The 18742-nt window shown below is 73.2% G+C and carries 16 protein-coding genes; 7 read left to right on the top strand and 9 right to left on the bottom strand.

All coding sequences use genetic code 11. The features are described from left to right. Positions 1-37 precede the first annotated feature (37 nt). Positions 38-790, top strand: a complete 753-nt coding sequence (locus tag ACGF07_RS09765; protein ID WP_392896965.1) for a hypothetical protein — start codon at positions 38-40, stop codon at positions 788-790. A gap of 7 nt (positions 791-797) precedes the next feature. Here ACGF07_RS09765 and ACGF07_RS09760 read toward each other — a convergent pair whose 3' ends face one another. The 3 genes from ACGF07_RS09760 to ACGF07_RS09750 form a co-directional block, all read right to left on the bottom strand. After that, positions 798-1337 (bottom strand): GNAT family N-acetyltransferase, encoded by a 540-nt coding sequence (locus ACGF07_RS09760; protein WP_392897066.1) that lies wholly within the window; start codon positions 1335-1337, stop codon positions 798-800. A gap of 96 nt (positions 1338-1433) precedes the next feature. Next, positions 1434-2033, bottom strand: coding sequence for a dephospho-CoA kinase (gene coaE / locus ACGF07_RS09755; protein ID WP_392896964.1), 600 nt, complete (start codon positions 2031-2033; stop codon positions 1434-1436). A 227-nt stretch (positions 2034-2260) separates the two neighbouring features. Then, a complete protein-coding gene (locus ACGF07_RS09750; protein WP_350747154.1) occupies positions 2261-2902 on the bottom strand; it encodes an MBL fold metallo-hydrolase in 642 nt (213 codons plus the stop codon). 62 nt (positions 2903-2964) lie between these two features. On the opposite strand from ACGF07_RS09750, the gene ACGF07_RS09745 reads away from it, so the two are divergent. Next, positions 2965-3396: a MarR family transcriptional regulator gene (locus ACGF07_RS09745; protein ID WP_350747156.1), complete on the top strand. Its 432-nt coding sequence runs from the start codon at positions 2965-2967 to the stop codon at positions 3394-3396. Positions 3397-3438: 42 nt separating this feature from the next. On the opposite strand, the gene ACGF07_RS09740 is transcribed toward ACGF07_RS09745, so the two are convergent. Together ACGF07_RS09740 and rpsA are read right to left on the bottom strand one after the other, a co-directional pair. Continuing rightward, positions 3439-5733, bottom strand: coding sequence for an MMPL family transporter (locus ACGF07_RS09740; RefSeq protein ID WP_392896961.1), 2295 nt, complete (start codon positions 5731-5733; stop codon positions 3439-3441). 268 nt (positions 5734-6001) lie between these two features. Then, the gene (rpsA, locus tag ACGF07_RS09735) at positions 6002-7492 is read right to left on the bottom strand and encodes a 30S ribosomal protein S1 (RefSeq protein WP_350748100.1); all 1491 of its coding nucleotides are present in this window, start codon (positions 7490-7492) and stop codon (positions 6002-6004) included. A gap of 413 nt (positions 7493-7905) precedes the next feature. On the opposite strand from rpsA, the gene ACGF07_RS09730 reads away from it, so the two are divergent. Together ACGF07_RS09730 and hrpB are read left to right on the top strand one after the other, a co-directional pair. After that, the gene (locus tag ACGF07_RS09730; RefSeq protein WP_350748097.1) at positions 7906-8814 is read left to right on the top strand and encodes a class I SAM-dependent methyltransferase; all 909 of its coding nucleotides are present in this window, start codon (positions 7906-7908) and stop codon (positions 8812-8814) included. Positions 8815-8819: 5 nt separating this feature from the next. Beyond that, the gene (hrpB, locus tag ACGF07_RS09725) at positions 8820-11333 is read left to right on the top strand and encodes an ATP-dependent helicase HrpB (RefSeq protein WP_392896959.1); all 2514 of its coding nucleotides are present in this window, start codon (positions 8820-8822) and stop codon (positions 11331-11333) included. A gap of 140 nt (positions 11334-11473) precedes the next feature. Here hrpB and ACGF07_RS09720 read toward each other — a convergent pair whose 3' ends face one another. After that, the gene (locus ACGF07_RS09720; RefSeq protein WP_392896957.1) at positions 11474-11947 is read right to left on the bottom strand and encodes a DUF4267 domain-containing protein; all 474 of its coding nucleotides are present in this window, start codon (positions 11945-11947) and stop codon (positions 11474-11476) included. Positions 11948-12012: 65 nt separating this feature from the next. Then, positions 12013-12363 carry an antibiotic biosynthesis monooxygenase family protein gene (locus tag ACGF07_RS09715; RefSeq protein ID WP_392896955.1) on the bottom strand — a complete coding sequence of 117 codons (351 nt, stop codon included), beginning with the start codon at positions 12361-12363 and terminating at the stop codon, positions 12013-12015. A 156-nt stretch (positions 12364-12519) separates the two neighbouring features. Between ACGF07_RS09715 and ACGF07_RS09710 the strand changes: the two genes are divergently transcribed. Next, on the top strand, positions 12520-13101 hold the full coding sequence (locus ACGF07_RS09710) for a TetR family transcriptional regulator (RefSeq protein WP_392896953.1): 582 nt from the start codon (positions 12520-12522) through the stop codon (positions 13099-13101). Between the two features lie 440 nt (positions 13102-13541). On the opposite strand, the gene ACGF07_RS09705 is transcribed toward ACGF07_RS09710, so the two are convergent. Then, positions 13542-14120 (bottom strand): TetR/AcrR family transcriptional regulator, encoded by a 579-nt coding sequence (locus ACGF07_RS09705; RefSeq protein ID WP_392896951.1) that lies wholly within the window; start codon positions 14118-14120, stop codon positions 13542-13544. Between the two features lie 91 nt (positions 14121-14211). Here ACGF07_RS09705 and ACGF07_RS09700 point away from each other — a divergent pair, with 91 nt between their 5' ends. Continuing rightward, the gene (locus ACGF07_RS09700) at positions 14212-14658 is read left to right on the top strand and encodes a DUF1772 domain-containing protein (RefSeq protein ID WP_350748083.1); all 447 of its coding nucleotides are present in this window, start codon (positions 14212-14214) and stop codon (positions 14656-14658) included. Positions 14659-14863: 205 nt separating this feature from the next. On the opposite strand, the gene polA is transcribed toward ACGF07_RS09700, so the two are convergent. Next, complete coding sequence (polA, locus tag ACGF07_RS09695) at positions 14864-17548, bottom strand: DNA polymerase I (RefSeq protein WP_350749478.1); 2685 nt, start codon at positions 17546-17548, stop codon at positions 14864-14866. A 244-nt stretch (positions 17549-17792) separates the two neighbouring features. On the opposite strand from polA, the gene ACGF07_RS09690 reads away from it, so the two are divergent. Continuing rightward, on the top strand, positions 17793-18257 hold the full coding sequence (locus ACGF07_RS09690) for a PaaI family thioesterase (protein WP_392896949.1): 465 nt from the start codon (positions 17793-17795) through the stop codon (positions 18255-18257). Positions 18258-18742 lie beyond the last annotated feature (485 nt).

Raw genomic sequence — 18742 nt, 5'->3', positions numbered from 1 at the left:
TTGGCGCTGATCTCGGCTGCCGGGTCAGGATAGCCGCATGACCTACTTCGCCCCGCGGATCGCCCTCGTCGGCGACCGCTCCCCCGCCGTGCGCTCGCACGCCCGCGTCCCCGGCCTGCTCGACGCCCTCGCCGAGCACGACCAGCTCGTCCTGGACGCCTACTGGATCCCCACCGAGGACGCCGGGGCGCCTGGTGCGCTCGACGGCTTCAACGCCGTCTGGCTGCTGCCCGGCAGTCCGTACCGCAGCGAAGCCGGCGCCCTGGCCGCCGTCCGGACCGCCCGCGAGCGCGGCATCCCCTTCCTCGGCACCTGCGGCGGGTTCCAGCACGCCGTGCTGGAGTTCGCCCGCACCGTCTGCGGCATCGGCGACGCCGTCCACGCCGAGGAGGCCCCCGAGGGGCGCCGGCAGGTGATCGCCCCGCTCAGCTGCTCCCTGGTCGGCCACGAGGGCGCCGTCACGGTCACCCCCGGCACCCTGGCCGAGCGCGCCCTGGGCGCCACCCGCACCCAGGAGCGCTACCACTGCTCCTACGGCCTCAACGCCGAGTACCTGGACCGGCTGCGCGCCCACGGGCTGCGCTTCAGCGGAGCGGACGACTCCGGCGACGTCCGGGTGCTGGAGCTGCCGGAGCACCCGTTCTTCCTCGGCACGCTGTTCCAGCCCGAGCTGTCCGGCGACGGCAGCCGGCCCCACCCGATGATCCGGGCCCTGGCCGCGGCCGCCGTCGCCCACGCCGCGGGCGTCGGGGGCAGCCACTCGAGCCCCGCCGTCACGGCTACCCCCTGAACACCGCTCACACCGGCAGCGAGCGCAGCCGCACCGGCCCCTCCGGCCAGCCGGCGCCCTCCGCCAGCGGCCGCCACATGGTGCGCAGCGGCATCACCGCGAGCCGCCCCTGCGGCTGTTCGACGGTCACCTCCTCGGCCACCTCGCGGAAGCCCAGCCCCCGGTAGAACGCCGCCAGCGGCGGGCGGCAGAACAGCAGCGCGTACCGGAAGCCGAGCGAGCGCCCGTGGTCCAGCGCGGCCCCGACCACGGCCCGGGCGAGGCCGCCGCCACGCCGCTCGGGGGCCACGCACACGCCGCCGACGCCGATCGCCTCCAGGTCGACGCCGCCGACGGTGAGCGGCAGCGGCAGCAGGCCGGTGTGGGCGACGAGCCGGCCGTCGGCGCCCCGGACGCCGAAGTGGGTCTCCTTCGGAAGGAACGTCAACCCCGTGTAGGCGACGCCGTACGGGTCCTCGCCGGGGCCGAGGATCTCCTCCTGCTCGGCACGGGAGTACTGCTGGAGCCGGACCACGGTCGGCGGTCCGGAAGAAGAACGATCATCCATCACGCCATGCTCCCTTCCCCGGCCGCCCCTGATCCAGTCCCTTCTCGGCCACCTGTTCGGTAGCGGCGATCGGTGCACGTCCCGGGCCCGCGGCCGCTACCCGGCGGCGCGCTCGACCAGCTCCGCCCACACCTCGTCGACGCGCGCCGGAAGCGCCTCCAGCGCATCGCCGTTGTCGATCACCAGGTCCGCGATCGCCAACCGGTCCGCCCGGGTGGCCTGCGCGGCCATCCGGGCCCGGGCCTCCTCCTCGGCCATGCCGCGCAGGCGCACCAGCCGCTCCAGCCGCACCTCGTCCGGCGCGTCCACCACGACGACGAGGTCGAACAGCGGCGCCAGCCCGTTCTCGGCCAGCAACGGCACGTCGTGCACCACCACCGCGTCCGGCGCGGCCGCCGCCTCCAGTTCGGCGGAGCGGGCCCGCACCAGCGGGTGGACGATCGCGTTCAGCGCCTGGAGCCGCTCCTGGTCGCCGAACACGATCGCCCCGAGGGCCGGGCGGTCCAGGGTGCCGTCCTCGCGCAGCACCCCGGGGCCGAACTCGGCGACCACGGCCGCCAGACCGTCCGTTCCGGGGGCGACCACCTCGCGGGCGATCAGGTCGGAGTCCACGATCACCGCGCCGCGCGCGGCGAACAGCCGGGACACCTCGCTCTTGCCCGCGCCGATGCCACCCGTCAGTCCGATCTTCAGCATGGCGTCAGGCTACCGGTGGGCACTCCGGCCCGTCAGCCCCGGCCGGTCAGCCCGGGGACCTCAGCCCCGGCCGCCCGGTGGCGACCTGGTCGACCCCGGCCGGTCAGCCCCGGCCGGTCAGCCCCGACCGGTCAGCCCCGACCGGTCAGCCCCGGCCGGTCGGTGCGGGCGGGTCAGCCCCGGGCCGTCAGCCGCGAGGCCGGTCGGACGCCGCCGGCCCGCGCCCGTCACTCCACCTCCAGGCTCTCCCCCTCGCCGAGCACGGTCAGCCCCGCGCCGGTGCCCGGCCCATCCGGTCCGAGCAGCCGGGTGGCCACCATGTGCCCGATCGGGCTGAGCGTCGCCTCGTGGACCGGCACGGCCACCCGCGGCCCCGCCTCGCGCACGTAGTCGACCACCTCGCCGGCTTTGCTCCAGGGCGCCGCGAGCGGCAGCAGCAGGGTGTCGACGGTGTGCGGCGGCACGGTGAAGGCGTCGCCCGGGTGGAAGAGCCGGCCGCCGAAGAGGAAGCCGATGTTCTTCACCAGCGGGATGTCCGGGTGGATCTGCGCGTGCCACTCGCCGTGCACCGAGACGCCGAGGCCGTCGAGGTCGAAGGCGTCGCCCTCGCCGACCGCCGTGACCCGCCGGCCGGCGCCCTCCAGCTGGGCGGCCACGGCGGTGTTGGTCCACACCCGCAGTGCCGGGTCCGCCTCCAGCGCGGCGCGCAGCCGGGCCTCCTCGAAGTGGTCCATGTGCTCGTGGGTGATCAGGACGGCGTCCGCCCCGGCCAGTGCGGCGGGGTCGGTGAACGCCCCCGGGTCGACGACGACGGTGGTCGTGCCGTGCTCGATGCGTACGCAGGCGTGTCCGAACTTCGTGATTCGCATGCCGCAAACCATACAGCAGGGCTGTACAGTTTTGCTGTATGGATTCCGGATAGACTGCTCCCATGCCCCGCGAAGCACCGCACCCGGACACCCTGGAACTCGCCGCCGACCTGCGCAGCGCGCTCGGCAGCCTGGTCCGCTCCCTGCGCGACGGCGACGAACTGCCGCAGAACCAGGCCGCCGTCCTCGGCCTGCTGATCCGCGACGAACGCTCCTACACCGTCGCCGAACTCGCCGAGCGCCGCCGCGTCCGCCACCAGTCGATGGCCCGCACCGTCGCCCTGATGACCGAGGCCGGGCTGGTCGTCCAGCAACCCCACCCCACCGACGGCCGCAAGCAGCTCATCACCGCGACCGCGGCGGGCCGCACCGCCCTCCTCGACCAGCGCGCCCGCCGCGAGCACCACATCGCGACCGCCATCGAGTCCCGCCTCAGCCTCGCGGAACGGGACCAGCTCCGCACCGCCGTGGGCCTGCTCAGCCGCCTCTCCTGAACCCGGAGGCGGCCGGCCGACCCCGGGGAGGCCGACCGGATCCTAGGCCTTGACCAGGCCGGTGTCCGCCGTCGCCGCCCCCGGCTCGCCGACGGGCACGTCCGACGGCTCCCCGGTCGGAGCTCCCGACCCCGCCGGCAGCCCGGTGGAGTCCTCGGCCGCCGGCCGCGGAGCCGGCACGCCCGCCCGCACCAGCGCGGGCAGCTCGACGTGCTCGCTCAGCCCGAAGCGCCGGTGCAGCCGCTTCAGCGGAGCCGGCGCCCACCAGTTGAACTCGCCGAACAGGCTCATCGCGGCGGGCACCAGCAGGCAGCGCACCAGCGTGGCGTCCACCGCGACCGCGACCGCGAGGGCGATGCCCATCTGCTTGACCATCAGCATGTCCCCGGCCGCGAAGCCCGCGAAGACGATCACCATCAGCAACGCCGCCGAGGTGATGATCCGACCGCTGCGCTGGACCCCCAGCTCCACCGCCCGGGCGCAGCCGTACCCGCGCTGGTGCAGCTCCTTGATCCGGGCGAGCAGGAACACCTCGTAGTCCATCGACAGCCCGAAGGCGAAGGCGAAGACCAGCACCGGCAGGAACGTCTCCAGCCCGCCGGTCGGGCTGAAACCGAGCAGACCGCTGAACCAGCCGTCCTGGAAGACCAGGGTCAGCGCGCCGAGCGAGGCGCCCAGCGACAGCAGGTTCATCAGCAGCGCCTTGACCGGCATCACCACCGAGCCGGTCATCAGGAACAGCAGGACCAGCGTTCCGGCCGCGACCAGGCCGAGCGCCCACGGCCCGCGCGACAGCAACTCGTCCTTGAAGTCGACCACCGAGGCCGCGCCGCCGGTCACATAGGTCCGCAGCCCGCCCCGGTCGGCCCGGAGCTCGTCCACCACGTGCTTGGCCGTCCCGCCCTGCGGGTCGCCGTGCACCAGCACGTCGACGGTGGACACCGTGTCGGACACCGGCGTCACCGCCCGCACCCCGCTCACCCCGGGCAGCTTGGCGACGACCTCGTCCGCGTACGCCTGGGCGACCGGCGCGCCGCCCTCGACCACCACCGTGATCGGCGCGGCCGCGACCTGCGGGAACCGCTGGTCGACGGTCTCGGCGACCTGCCGCCCGGCTGAGGAGGCGGGCAGCACCGCGGCGCCGGAACTGCGCATCTCGGCGTGGAAGAAGGGCGCCCCCGCCGCCATCAGCAGCGCCACCGAGGCGAGCGCGACGGGCACCGCCCGCTTGCGGACCCGGCGGACGGTCCGGCTGAAGAAGCCCTCGTCCGGCACGGGCGCGGCCGGTGCCTTGATGCGGGAGCCGGCGAAGCCCAGCAGCGCCGGGATCAGCGTCAGCGCGGCGGCGACCGCGATCACCACCACGCTCACCCCGGCCGCCGCGACCGCGCCGAGCACCGGGCTGGTGAACACGAAGAGGCCGGCCAGTGCGACGGCGACGGTCAGCCCGGAGAAGGCGACGGTGCGCCCGGCGGTGGCGGCGGTGCGTTCGACGGCGGCGGCGATGTCAGCGCCGTGGCCGCGTTCCTCGCGGAAGCGGTTGACCATCAGCAGCGCGTAGTCGATCGAGAGGCCGAGGCCCAGGACGGTGGCGATCGGCAGCACGCTGGTGTCGATGTCCATGATCCGGCTGAAGCCGAACATCGCCAGCAGTGCCCCGCCGACCGAGGCGACGGCCCCGATCACCGGGAGCGAGGCGGCGGCCAGGCCGCCGAAGACCAGCACCATGACGACCAGCGTCAGCGGCAGGGTGACCATCTCGCCGAACCGGGTGTCCTGTTCGGTCTGCCTCTTGACCTCCTGCTGGAGCACCAGGTCCCCGCCGACGGTGACGTGCGCCCCGCCCGCGCCGTTCAGCTCGGCCAGCCGGTGCGTGACGGCGTCGGTCTGCGCGCCGGTCGAGGTGGCGGCCATCCGTACGGTGACCAGGCTCGCCGTGCCGTCGGCGGCGCGCAGCGCGGCCGGAGCCGGCCCGGGGCCGTAGGCGTCCTGCGCGGAGGAGACGCCGGGCAGCGCGGCGATCTCGGCGACGGCCTTCCCGACCGCGGTTCGCACGGCCGGGTCGTCGACCGCCCTGCCGTCCACCGCCGCGGTGACCGTGCCCTTGACCGGATCGGCCGCCGCGACGACGGCACTGCCCCGGTCCCCCTCGGCGGTCGCGGAGGAGGCGCCGGCCACCGAGCCCTCGAAGACCCGGCCGCCGATCAGGACGCCGACGACCAGGACGGCGGCCCAGAAGCCGAGCACCCAGCGACGGTGGCGGAAGCAGAACCGGCCGATCGCGGCGAGACGGCCGCCGACCGCACCGACGGGGGCGGCCGAGGAGGGAGTGCGCATGAAGGGAGCCTTTCGGGCAGCTCCACTCAATGTAGGTGCATCCCGAACTCCGGCCTATAGCAGGGCAATGAGCCCCATCTCACATTTCCCTACACATAAACCACACATAAGTCAAAGCGGAAAACGAAGGCCGGGTGAACGGACGCCGAAGAGCGGCTCGAACGAGCCCCGGGAGCGGCTCCGGTGATCCGGGAACGCCGACGGGCCCCACCCGGAGGATCCGGGTGGGGCCCGTCGTCTAGCTGTCAGCTAGCGGGGGGCGAGAGCGTCAGCTCTGGCCACCGGCCAGCTTCTCGCGCAGGGCGGCCAGGGCCTCGTCGGAGGCCAGGGCGCCCGAGCCCTCGTCGCTGCTGGACGAGTAGGAGCCACCGGCGGCAGCGGCGACGGCGTCGCCACCCTCGGCAGCGGCCTCGGCGTCGGCCTCGCGGCTCTTGATGACCTGGGCCTGGTGCTGCTCGAAGCGGGCCTGCGCCTCGGCGTACTGGCGCTCCCACTCCTCACGCTGCTTCTCGAAGCCGGGCAGCCAGTCGTTCGCCTCGGGGTCGAAGCCCTCCGGGTAGATGTAGTTGCCCTGGTCGTCGTACGAGGCGGCCATGCCGTACAGGGTCGGGTCGAACTCGACCTCGGCCGGGTTGGCACCCAGGGCCTCGTTGGCCTGCTTCAGCGAGAGGCTGATGCGACGACGCTCGAGGTCGATGTCGATGACCTTGACGAAGATCTCGTCGCCGACCTGGACGACCTGCTCCGGGATCTCGACGTGGCGCTCGGCCAGCTCGGAGATGTGGACCAGGCCCTCGATGCCCTCGTCCACGCGGACGAACGCACCGAACGGAACCAGCTTGGTGACCTTACCCGGGACGACCTGGCCGATCTGGTGGGTCCGGGCGAACTGCTGCCACGGGTCCTCCTGGGTCGCCTTCAGCGACAGGGAGACGCGCTCGCGGTCCATGTCCACGTCGAGAACCTCGACGGTGACCTCCTGGCCGACCTCGACGACCTCGGACGGGTGGTCGATGTGCTTCCAGGACAGCTCGGAGACGTGCACCAGGCCGTCGACGCCACCCAGGTCCACGAAGGCACCGAAGTTGACGATCGAGGAGACGACGCCGGAGCGCACCTGGCCCTTCTGCAGGGTGGTGAGGAAGGTCTGGCGGACCTCGCTCTGGGTCTGCTCCAGCCAGGCACGGCGGGACAGGACCACGTTGTTGCGGTTCTTGTCCAGCTCGATGATCTTGGCCTCGAGCTCCTTGCCCACGTAGGGCTGGAGGTCGCGGACACGGCGCATCTCGACGAGCGACGCGGGGAGGAAGCCGCGGAGGCCGATGTCGAGGATGAGACCACCCTTGACGACCTCGATGACGGTACCGGTGACGATGCCGTCCTCTTCCTTGATCTTCTCGATCGTGCCCCAGGCACGCTCGTACTGAGCGCGCTTCTTGGACAGGATGAGACGACCCTCCTTGTCCTCCTTCTGGAGAACCAGGGCCTCGATGTTGTCACCGACGGAGACGACCTCGTGCGGGTCAACGTCGTGCTTGATCGAGAGCTCACGGGAGGGGATGACGCCCTCGGTCTTGTAACCGATGTCGAGGAGCACCTCGTCACGGTCGACCTTCACGATGACGCCCTCGACGATGTCGCCATCGTTGAAGTACTTGATGGTCTCGTCGATCGCGGCGAGGAACGCGTCCGCGTCGCCGATGTCGTTGACCGCGACCTGCGGGGTGGTGCTGAGGGAGGAGTCGGTGGGGCTCGTCATTAGGAAAAGGGCTCCGGTACGGACATGAAAGTCGTAGGTAATGCCACGCGGAGGGCCCGTATCGCTCCCACCGAAAGCCGGACAGCCAAGAGCACGGCGCACCGGGATCCCGTCGTCCGACGAGAACCGGCGTCCGTCTTGCGACCGTGGGGTCTTCGACAGATGCGAGCGCGACCTGCTCCGTCCGAGGCGCGCAGGCCCGCAGCGCAACTTGTAGCATACGGGGACGGCCAGGCACGGTCAATGCCAAGGACGGCAAGACGGTGGAGCCCAGTACGGATCAGGCCATATCCTCCGATTGCGCGCCTCGCGGCGGCTCCCGAAGGGGCCCTTCCCCGGATGCCACCGCCAGGAGCCGGACCCTGACGGGCCGGTTCGCGGCAGCGGCGCTTCCGCATTCCATACCCTACGCGATGGGCATTGTCACCGTGGCCACCACCCCCCAGTCCGACCTCCACGATCTTGACACCTCCGCCCCGGGGGACGACCTCGCCGAGGGCGGCCTCCCCCAAGGCGAGGAGGAGGACGGCGACGACGCGGTGCGCCGCGCGGCCGGCACCGGGGAGAGCAGCCGCGCCAGCCGGCACTGGTGGGACCGCAACGCCGACGAGTACCAGGACGAGCACGGCGAGTTCCTCGGCGACGACCGCTTCACCTGGTGCCCCGAGGGCCTGGACGAGGCCGACGCCCGGCTGCTCGGCGAGGTCGCGGGCAAGGACGTCCTGGAGATCGGCGCCGGCGCCGCCCAGTGCTCCCGCTGGCTGGCCGGCCGCGGCGCCCGCCCCGTCGCGCTGGACATCTCCCACCGCCAGCTCCAGCACTCCCGCCGGATCGACCTCGGCCGCGGCACCGCCCCCGTACCGGTCGTCCAGGCCGACGCCGCCGTGCTGCCCTTCGCCGACGGCTCCTTCGACCTCGCCTGCTCCGCCTACGGCGCCGTCCCCTTCAGCGCCGACACCGCCGGGCTGATGCGCGAGGTGCACCGGGTGCTGCGCCCCGGCGGCCGCTGGGTGTTCTCGGTGACCCACCCGATCCGCTGGGCCTTCCCGGACGAACCCGGCGTCGAGGGCCTCACCGCCGTCTCCTCGTACTTCGACCGCACCCCCTACGTCGAGGAGGACGAACAGGGCCGCGCCACCTACGTCGAACACCACCGCACCCTGGGCGACCGGGTCCGCGAACTCGTCGGCGCCGGCTTCCGCCTGCTCGACCTGGTCGAGCCCGAGTGGCCGGCCGACCTGGAGCAGGAGTGGGGCGGCTGGTCCCCGCTGCGCGGACGGCTGATCCCCGGCACGGCGATCTTCGTGGCGGAGCGGGGCTGAGCCGCTTGAACGCCGCCTGGCGCGACCTGCCCGTCCGCACCGCCCTGCCCGAGCTGCACCGCGCGCTCGACGGGCACGGCACCGCCGTCCTCGCCGCCCCGCCCGGCACCGGCAAGACCACCCTGGTGCCGCTCGCCCTCGCCGGGCTGCTCGGCGACGGACGACCGCCGCGGCGGGTGCTGGTCGCCGAGCCGCGCCGGCTCGCCGTCCGGGCGGCCGCCCGGCGGATGGCCTGGCTGCTCGGCTCGGCCGTGGGCCACGAGGTCGGGTACACCGTGCGCGGCGAGCGCCGCGTCGGCCCGGAGACGGTGGTCGAGGTGGTCACCACCGGGGTGCTGCTGCAACGGCTCCAGCGCGACCAGGAGTTGCCCGGCGTGGACGTGGTCGTGCTGGACGAGTGCCACGAACGGCACCTGGACGCCGACACCGCGCTCGCCTTCCTGCTGGACGTCCGGGCGGCGCTGCGGCCCGAACTGCGGCTGGTCTGCGCCTCGGCGACCTCCGACACCGCCGCCTGGGCCGAACTCCTCGACGGCGCCCCCGTGGTGGAGGCGCACGGGGTCTCCCACCCGGTCGAGGTGGTCTGGGCGCCGCCGCCGCGCGCCGTCCGGCCCGCCCACGGCACCCGGGTCGACCCGGCACTGCTCGACCACGTCGCGGCGGTGGTGCGGCGGGCGTTGGGCGAGCGGGACGGCGACGTGCTCTGCTTCCTGCCGGGGGTCGGCGAGATCGCCCGGGTGGCCGGCCTGCTCGGCGGAGCTGACGCCGAGGTGCTCCAACTGCACGGCCGCGCGCCGCAGTCCGTCCAGGACGCCGCCCTCGCGCCCTCGCCGTCACGGCGGATCGTCCTCGCCACCGCCGTCGCCGAGTCCTCGCTGACCGTGCCCGGCGTCCGGGTCGTGGTCGACGCCGGGCTCGCCCGCGAACCCCGCACCGACCACGCCCGAAGGCTGGCCGGGCTGGTCACCGTCCGCGCCTCGCTGGCCGCCGCCCGCCAACGGGCGGGGCGCGCCGGGCGCGAGGCCCCCGGCACCGTGTACCGCTGCTGGCAGGAGGCCGAGGACGCCCGCGCCGCCCGCTTCCCCACGCCCGAGATCGCCCTCGCCGACCTCACGTCCTTCGCCCTCCAGGCCGCCTGCTGGGGCGACCCGGACGCCACCGGCCTCGCCCTGCCCGACCGGCCCCCGGCAGGCGCGATGGCCGCCGCCCGGCAGACCCTGCTCGCCCTCGGGGCCGTCTCCGCCGACGGCCGGGCGACCCCGCGCGGCGTGCGCCTCGCCCGAACCGGGCTGCACCCCCGGCTCGGCCGCGCCCTGGTCGACGGCGCGGCGGCGGTCGGCGCACGGCGCGCGGCCGAAGTCGTCGCCCTGCTCTCCGAGGAACCGCCGCGCGCCCTGGGCGACGACCTCGGCGCGGTGTGGCGCACGGTCCGCTCCTCCGGCGACCCGTACGCCGGGCGCTGGCGCGACGAAGTCCGCCGGTTGCTGCGCGCCACCTCCGACGAACCCGCCACCCCGGTGCCCGAGGCCACCGCCGTCGGCCTCGTCGTCGCCCTCGCCTTCCCCGAACGCATCGCCCGGGCACGGGTCGAACGTCCCGCCCCCGGCGAGCGCAGCCCGTACCTGATGGCCTCCGGCACGGCCGCCGAACTCGCCCCGGACACCCGGCTGGGCGCCGTGCCGTGGCTCGCCGTCGCGGTCGCCGACCGGCAGGCGGGGTCGCACTCGGCGCGGGTGCTGCACGCCGCGGCGCTGGACGAGTCCACCGCCCGGCAGGCGGGGGCGGCGCTGCTCACCGCGCGCGAGGAGGTCCACTGGGACACCCGGCGCGGGGAGGTCGTCTCCCGGCAGGTGGAAACCCTCGGCGCGATCGAACTCGCCGAGAAGCCACTCGACCGCCCTGACCGGGCGCTCGTGCGCGCCGCGCTGCTCGAAGGCCTCACCCGCGAGGGCGTCAGCACCCTGCTCACCTGGCCCTCCCCCGGGCTGCGCGAACGCCTCGCCTTCCTCCACGCCGCCGTCGGCGACCCGTGGCCGGACGTCAGCGACGAGGCGCTGCTGGGCCGCGCCGAGGAGTGGCTGGAGCCGGAGCTCTCCCGCGCCCGCCGCCGCGCCGACCTCGCGCGGATCGACACCACGGCGGCGCTCCAGCGCCTGCTGCCGTGGGCGAGCGGCGAAGCCGGCCGCCTGGACGAACTCGCCCCCGAGCGAATCACGGTGCCCAGCGGCTCGAGGATACGGGTGGACTACACCGCCGAACGCCCGGTGCTGGCCGTCAAGTTGCAGGAGCTGTTCGGCTGGCGGGCGGCTCCCGCCCTGGCCGGCGGCCGGGTGCCGCTGACCGTGCAGTTGCTCTCCCCCGCGGGGCGCCCCGCCGCCGTCACCGGTGATCTGGAGGGCTTCTGGCGGAACGGCTACCACGCGGTGCGAGCGGATCTGAGAGGCCGCTACCCCCGCCACCCCTGGCCCGAGGACCCGACCACGGCCGAGCCCACCCGTCGCACCAACGCCCGGAAGTGACAGGGGGATCCGAACTCTCTTCCGCTGGTCGAACCCTTTCCGGTGGTCGACCCCTCTCCGGCGGTCGCCGACGGCATGGGCGTGGCCCGGCCGGGCGGCCGGGCCACGCGTTCGGGGCACGCGTTCGGGGCACGGAGGTGTCAGGCGGGCTGCGCGCCGGGCGCCGGGACAGCGGCCTCGTGGCACGTGTGGGCGGTGTGGCCCGGGTGGCCAGGGTGGCCCGGGTCCGCCTTGCCGGTCTCGCGGAGGATCAGCAGGCCGGTGATCGCGATCAGCGCCGCGGTCAGGCCGTGGATTCCGAACGCGGCGGCGCCGGAGCCGTGGTGGGCCAGGACGTTGACCATGTCGCCGAACGGGGCGACGGCCTCGGCCAGCAGGACCCAGCCCAGGGCTCGGCGGTGGCCGGTCACCAGCAGGACGCCGGTGGCCAGGCCCATCGCGAGCTCCCGGGTGCCCTTCATGACGAGGTAGCCGTCGCCGTTGCCGGCGGGCCAGGCCGGCAGCCCGACGCCTCGGGTCGACGCCTCCGGGGCCAGGACGAAGGACAGCCCGAGGTAGAGAGCGAACAGGGCGCAGGCGGTGGCCAGCACGGTGGTGGCGTTCTTCAGCGACACGGCACTTCTCCTTCGACGTTCGGACCTGCTCCTCCGGCCGTCCCCACCCGGCCGCGGCTGCCGCCTCATGCGTCGATCCGCTCGAAGACATGCGGGTACGACACGATGTCGTCGGGGAACTCGGCCGCCATGCGCTGGAACTCCGGGTTGCCGACAGCCGTGGCGAGCGCCTCGGTCGACTCCCAGACGGCGACGTTCATCAGGAGCCGGCTGCCTGCCGTCCCCTTGTGCATCCGCAGGGAGACGAATCCCGGCTGAGCCTTCATGAACTCCGCCTGCCGGCGGAAGAGGGCCAGGAACGCTTCGGCCCGCTCCTTCGGCACCACGAAGGTGTTGGCCAGGACGACGGGCCCGGTCCTCTCCTGGAACTGCGCGAACAGCGGTGTGTTCGGGTCCAGGCTCTGCAGTGCGGCCATGTTCGGTGCTTCCTTCCGACTGTCGGTCGTCCCGCGGCACCACGGGCGGGCATCCCTGCGGCGACAACCTTGCCAACGCTTGTTGGTCAACACTTGTTGGCAAACGTAGAGCTGCGGCACTGGACTGTCAACACGTGTTGGCCTACATTTGTTGGCATGACCGGCAGCACGGACAACCAGCAGACCGCACGGCGTTCCGACGCCACTCGCGCCACGATCCTCGCCGCGGCCCGCAACCGGTTCGCGGCGGACGGCTACGAGAAGGCGACCATCCGGGCCATCGCCCGCGACGCGAAGATCGACCCGTCGATGGTGATGCGCTACTACGGCAACAAGGCGGGCCTGTTCGCGGCGGCCGTCGCGGTCGACCCGGGGCTGCCCGGCCTGCCCCTCGAACCGCGCGAGGAGGTCGGCCGTGCGCTGGTGCGCCAGTTCCTCACCCTGTGGGAGGAGAACGAGGAGCTCACCGCGCTGTTGCGGGTCGGCGCCACCGATCCGAACGCCGCCGACCGCACGCAGAGCGTGCTGCGCGACCAGTTGATCCCGCTGGCCCGCCGGGTGGGCCCCGAGCCGGAGCAGGCGCCGGCGCGGGCGGCCCTGTGCGCATCGACCGTGTTGGGGCTCGCGCTCACGCGCTACGTGCTGCGGTTCCCGGCGAGCGTGGCGCTCAGCCGCGAGGAGATCGTGGACTGGCTCGGCCCCACGATCCAGCGGTACCTCACCGCACCCACGCCCTGAGGAACGCGCCGAGGGCACCCGCGCCACGGTCGGCCACAGCGGGCGCCCCCAACGGGTAGGGGCCGGCTGCTGCGGCGGACCCCGCACACCGGAAGTCGACCCCGCCGACTTCCCGCGCGGGGCCTCAACCCGCTGCCGTCACCGGCTCTTTCGGGTGATCGTCCGACCGGCCCCCGACAGCCGGGCAGCGCGTCAACCCCTCAGCCGGGCGGGCAACGGCAGCATGACCGCCCTCCCGTCCCGCAACCGCACGGGCACCGTCATCAGGCAGGGCCGGAGGCCCTTGTTCTTCGACCTGTGTTCTTCGACCCGGCGATGACGATCGGCCCGGTCCGCATCGGCTCGATCCCCTGCTCGACCCATGAGCACGGGAAGTCGGGCCTGCCGACTTCCCGTGCGGTGTCACCGGCCGTCCCGCCGCCTGTCCGCCGGGCGGTGGTTCAGAGCACGGCGAGCCGGTCCACCAGCAGCTCGATCCGGCGCTCGGTGTGCTCGGGCGGGAGCCGTCGCGCCCGGGTGAGGGTGGCCAGCCCGTGCAGGGCCGCCCAGAACGTCTCGGTGAACAGCCCGGGGTGGACGCCGTCCCCGGCGACCTCGACCAGGGTCTCCAGCAGGGCGGCGAAGGCGTCCTTCAGCGGCTCGGGGGTGTCCTCCCGGGCGAAGGCCAGACCGCCGTCGAGCTGGAACATGGCGTCGTAGACCGCCGGGTTGCGCTCGGCGAAGTCGAGGTAGGCGCGGGCGAGGGCGGCGACCCGGGCGCGCGGGCCGTCCGCGGCCGCGGTCGCAGCGCGCAGCGCCACCGCCATCTCGGCGGCGCCTTCGAGGGCGACGGCACCGATGATCTCGCGCTTGCCGCGGAAGTGGCTGTAGAGGACGGGTTGGCTGTACTCGATGCGCTCGGCGAGCCGGCGGGTGGTGACCGCGTCCCACCCCTGCTGCTCGGCGAGTTCGCGGGCCGTCGCCACGATGAGGCGTTCGCGGTTCGCCCGTTCGCGCTGCTTGCGTTCCTGTACCGACATGACTGGATCCTAGCACCGCTAGACAAGGGAGCGGCAGCAGGTCTAGCGTTGCCTCATCACCTAGCAGCGCTAGATCGCAGGAGGGGTCATCATGCTCGACGCACTCAAGGTCGTCACCATCGTGGTCGTCGGGGTGATGGTGGGGGTGGAGTTCTCCGTCGCCTTCGTCATCAACCGGATCTTGAACGCACTGCCGGAGGACAGCGACCAGCTCGGCCGCGCCCACGGAGGGCGGATGCTCGGCGCCGTGATGCCGTTCTGGTACATCGGCTCGCTCGCCCTCGCCGGGATCTGGGCGGTCACCGGATGGCACGACCCCGGCACCGGCCTCGTCCTCACCGCCGCCGGGCTGCTGATCGTCAGCGTGATCATGTCGGTCCTGCTGCTCGTCCCGATCAACAACCGGGGCAAGACGTGGACCCCGGAGAACCGGCCCGCCGACTGGAAGCAGCAGGCGAACCGCTGGGACCGCTACCACTACGCCCGCGTCGCCGTCATCATCGCGGCCTTCGCCCTGCTGGCCGCCGCCCTCACCTGAGCCCGCGCGCCCACAGCCGGCGGCCGGCCGCCGCCGGCCGACACTTCGCCGGCGGCCGCGCCCCCGTCGACCCGTCCCGCGCCGCCCCATGACGCCCCACGACGCCCCGCCCGCGCAGGAAGTCGGCCCGGCCGACTTCCTACGCAGCACATACCGCCGGGGCCGCCGCTCGGGACGACGGCGACCCCGGCCGAAGACCACCGCGTCAGTGCGCGGCGGCCTCCCAGTTGGGGCCGACGCCGACGGAGACGTCCAGGGGGGCGCGCAGCGGGTAGGCACCGGCCATCTGCTCGCGGACGATCGCCTCGACCTGCTCGCGCTCGCCCGGGGCCAGCTCCAGGACGATTTCGTCGTGGACCTGGAGCAGCATCCGGCTGGTGAGGCCGGCAGTGCGCAGGGCTTCGTCCACCCGGAGCATGGCGATCTTGACGATGTCGGCGGCCGAGCCCTGGATGGGGGCGTTGAGGGCCATCCGCTCGGCCATCTCGCGGCGCTGGCGGTTGTCGCTGTTGAGGTCCGGCAGGTAGCGGCGGCGGCCGAGGAGTGTCTCGGTGTAGCCCGTCGCCCGGGCCTCGTCGACGACGCGGCGCAGGTAGTCGCGCACGCCGCCGAAGCGCTCGAAGTAGGTGTCCATCAGGCCCTGCGCCTCGGCCGGCTTGATGCCGAGCTGCTGGGAGAGCCCGTACGCGGACAGGCCGTAGGCCAGGCCGTAGGACATCGCCTTGATCTTGCGCCGCATCTCGGCGTCGACGGCGGCGCCGGGGACCTCGAAGACCTGGGAGGCGACGGTGGTGTGGAGGTCCTCGCCGGTGGCGAAGGCCTCGATCAGCGCCTCGTCCTCCGACAGGTGCGCCATGATCCGCAGCTCGATCTGCGAGTAGTCGGCGGTGAGCAGCGACTCGTAGCCCTCGCCGACGACGAAGGCGCGGCGGATCGCCCGGCCCTCCTCGGTGCGGACGGGGATGTTCTGGAGGTTCGGGTCCTGCGAGGAGAGCCGGCCGGTGGCGGCGACCATCTGGTTGAAGGTGGTGTGGATCCGGCCCTTGGGCGAGACGGTCTTGAGCAGGCCCTCGACGGTGGTGCGCAGCTTGGCCTGGTCGCGGTGGCGCAGCAGGATGACCGGCAGTTCGTTGTCGGTCTGGGTGGCGAGCCAGGTGAGCGCGTCGGCGTCGGTGGTGTAGCCGGTCTTGATCTTCTTGGTCTTCGGGAGGGCGAGTTCGCCGAAGAGGATCTCCTGGAGCTGCTTGGGCGAGCCGAGGTTGAACTCGTGCCCGGCGGCGGCGTGGGCCTCCTCGACGCAGCGCTGGATCTCGGCGGCGAACTGCGCCTCCAGGCGGGTGAGCCACTCGCGGTCGGCGGCGATGCCGTAGCGCTCCATGCGGGCGAGCAGGGCGGCGATGGGCAGTTCCATGTCGTGCATCAGCCCGGCGGCGCCGACCTCGCCGAGGCGGGTGTCGAAGAGCGCGGCGAGGTCGAGCACGGCGCGGGCCTGGAGCATCAGCGCCTGGGCGTGCGCGGCCGGGTCCTCCTCCGGGGCGTCGAAGGCGAGTTGGCCGCTCTCGGCGGCGGGGGCCGGGGTGAGCGAGCGGGCCAGGTACTCCTCGGCGAGCACCTCCAGGGTGAAGGTGCGGCGGCCGGGCTTCTCCAGGTAGGCGGCGAGGGCGGTGTCGGCGGCGACGCCCTCGATGGTCCAGCCGCGCTCGGCGAAGGCGCGCATGACCTGCTTGGCGATGTGCAGCGCCTTGGGGGCGGCCGGGTCGGCGAGCCAGGCGGCGAAGGCCCGCTCGTCCTCCTCGGCGAGCAGGGCCGGGTCGAACCAGGCGGCCGTCTCCCCCGCGGCGAGGGCGACTTCGGTGACCTCGCCGGTGCCGAGCGCCCACTGGTAGACGGCGGCCAGGGCGACGGTGGTCTTGCCGTCGGAGGCGTGCTCGCGCAGCCAGGCGGCGAGGGTGCCCGGGTCGGTGAGCAGTTCGCCGTCGACGTCGACGCCGGGGGCGAGTTCGACGGCCTCCTCCTCGCCGGCGGCCGGGTCGATGCCGAAGACGCGGTCGCGGAAGTTGGCGTTGCGGAACTCCAGCGACTCCATCAGGGTGCCGACGGCGGCCTTGTCGAACGGCCGGCGGCCGAGGTCGGCGACGCCGAGCGGGAGTTCGACGTCGCGGACCAGCTCGGTGAGCACCCGGTTGCGCTTGACGGAGTCGAGGTTGTCGCGCAGCTTCTCGCCGATCTTGCCCTTCACCTCGTCGGCGCGGGCGACGAGTTCGTCGAAGGAGCCGAACTGGTTGACCCACTTGGCGGCGGTCTTCTCGCCGACGCCGGGGATGCCGGGCAGGTTGTCGGACGGGTCGCCGCGCAGGGCGGCGAGGTCGGGGTACTGCCGCGGGGTGACGCCGTACTTCTCGGTGACCTTCTCCGGTGTAAAGCGGGTGAGCTCGGAGACGCCCTTGGTGGGGTAGAGCACGGTGACGTGGTCGGTGACCAGCTGGAGGGAGTCGCGGTCGCCGGTGACGATGTCGACGTCGTAGCCGGCCGCCTCGGCGGCGGTGGCCAGGGTGGCGATGATGTCGTCGGCCTCGAAGCCCTCGACGGTCAGCCGGGGGATGTTCATGGCGTCGAGGAGTTCGCCGATCAGGCCGACCTGGCTGCGGAACTCGTCCGGGGTCTTGGCCCGGTTGGCCTTGTAGTCGGGGAACTCGGCGGAGCGGAAGGTCTGCCGGGAGAGGTCGAAGGCGACGGCGAGGTGGGTGGGCGCCTCGTCCCGGACGGTGTTGGCGAGCATCGAGGCGAAGCCGTAGATCGCGTTGGTGGGCTGGCCGGTGGAGGTGTTGAAGTTCTCCACGGGCAGGGCGTAGAAGGCCCGGTAGGCCATCGAGTGCCCGTCGAGCAGCATCAGCCGGGGTCGCGGGCCGGCCCCGCCGCCACTCGCCGCGCCCTTGTCCGTACTCTGCGTAGCCACGTCAACGTCCGTTCCTGCCGATTCCACTACAGGCCACCGATCCTATGGCCCGGCACCGACAAAAGGGGCACGGCCGCAGCCGAGCCGGAGGCAGGCGCGCGGCTCTACCGGCCGGTAGTGCGGTCGTACCATCACAGGCAGCACGACGACGTGATCCTTTGAGCGGCAGGAGTTCCCCATGACCGACGCGGCCCCCGGCACCGCCCCCGTCCTGAAGGTCCCGCAGGACGTGCTGGACCACTTCGCCAAGCTCGGGGTGAGCCCGGAGACGTTCTCCGGCGGCCACCTCGGCGAGAAGCTCGGCCTCCGGATCGTGGAGGCCTCCGGGGACCGCGTGGTCGGCACCATGCCGGTGGAGGGCAACCAGCAGCCGTACGGGCTGCTGCACGGCGGCGCCTCGGCGGCGCTCGCCGAGACCCTGGGGTCGATCGGCGCGATGCTGCACGCGGGCCCCGGCCGGTACGCGGTGGGCGTGGACCTCAACGCGACCCACCACCGCTCGGCGACCTCCGGGCTGGTCACCGGGGTGGCGACGGCGGTGTTCAAGGGCCGCACCGCCGCCACGTACGAGATCGCGATCACCGACGACACCGGCAAGCGGGTCACCAGCTGCCGACTCACCTGCATGCTGCGGGACTTGTAATACCGGTACGCCAAAATCGGTACGGTCACCAACAGTTGCGGGCCGACCGACTCAAATCCCTTTTCCGCCCCCTTGTTTGACCTTCCGCCCCACTGGGCAGGCGTTGGGTCTGGACAAGGGGGCGGCGGCATGTCCGGGCGGAGGTCGTCCGTGCCCGGACTTGTAACGGTGCGTAACAGGTAGGACTTCCGAGCGCACGACGGCCCTGAGGCCCCCAGGCACCCCGGGGGACCTCCACCGCACCCCCCCCTGTCCGCAATCCGGACGCGTACGGCCGAAAGCAGCACATCGGACGGTCGCGTCCGATTACCGGTGATGCCAGCTGCAACCCGCATTTCTGGCCCTTACATGGCCCTACCAGCAAGTAAACGCCTGGGGGGCCGGGATCGGTCGAGCCGGAACGGCCACATGCTGAGACAAATGCTCCGTGTGCTCATAACAAGAGAATCACAGCCTGCCCACAGCACTGCCCGAGTCGCCCCCAC

Origin of the sequence: Kitasatospora sp. NPDC048194, assembly GCF_043202455.1 — a bacterium.
Lineage (GTDB): Bacteria > Actinomycetota > Actinomycetes > Streptomycetales > Streptomycetaceae > Kitasatospora.
This window is presented reverse-complemented; position numbering and strand designations above follow the sequence as displayed.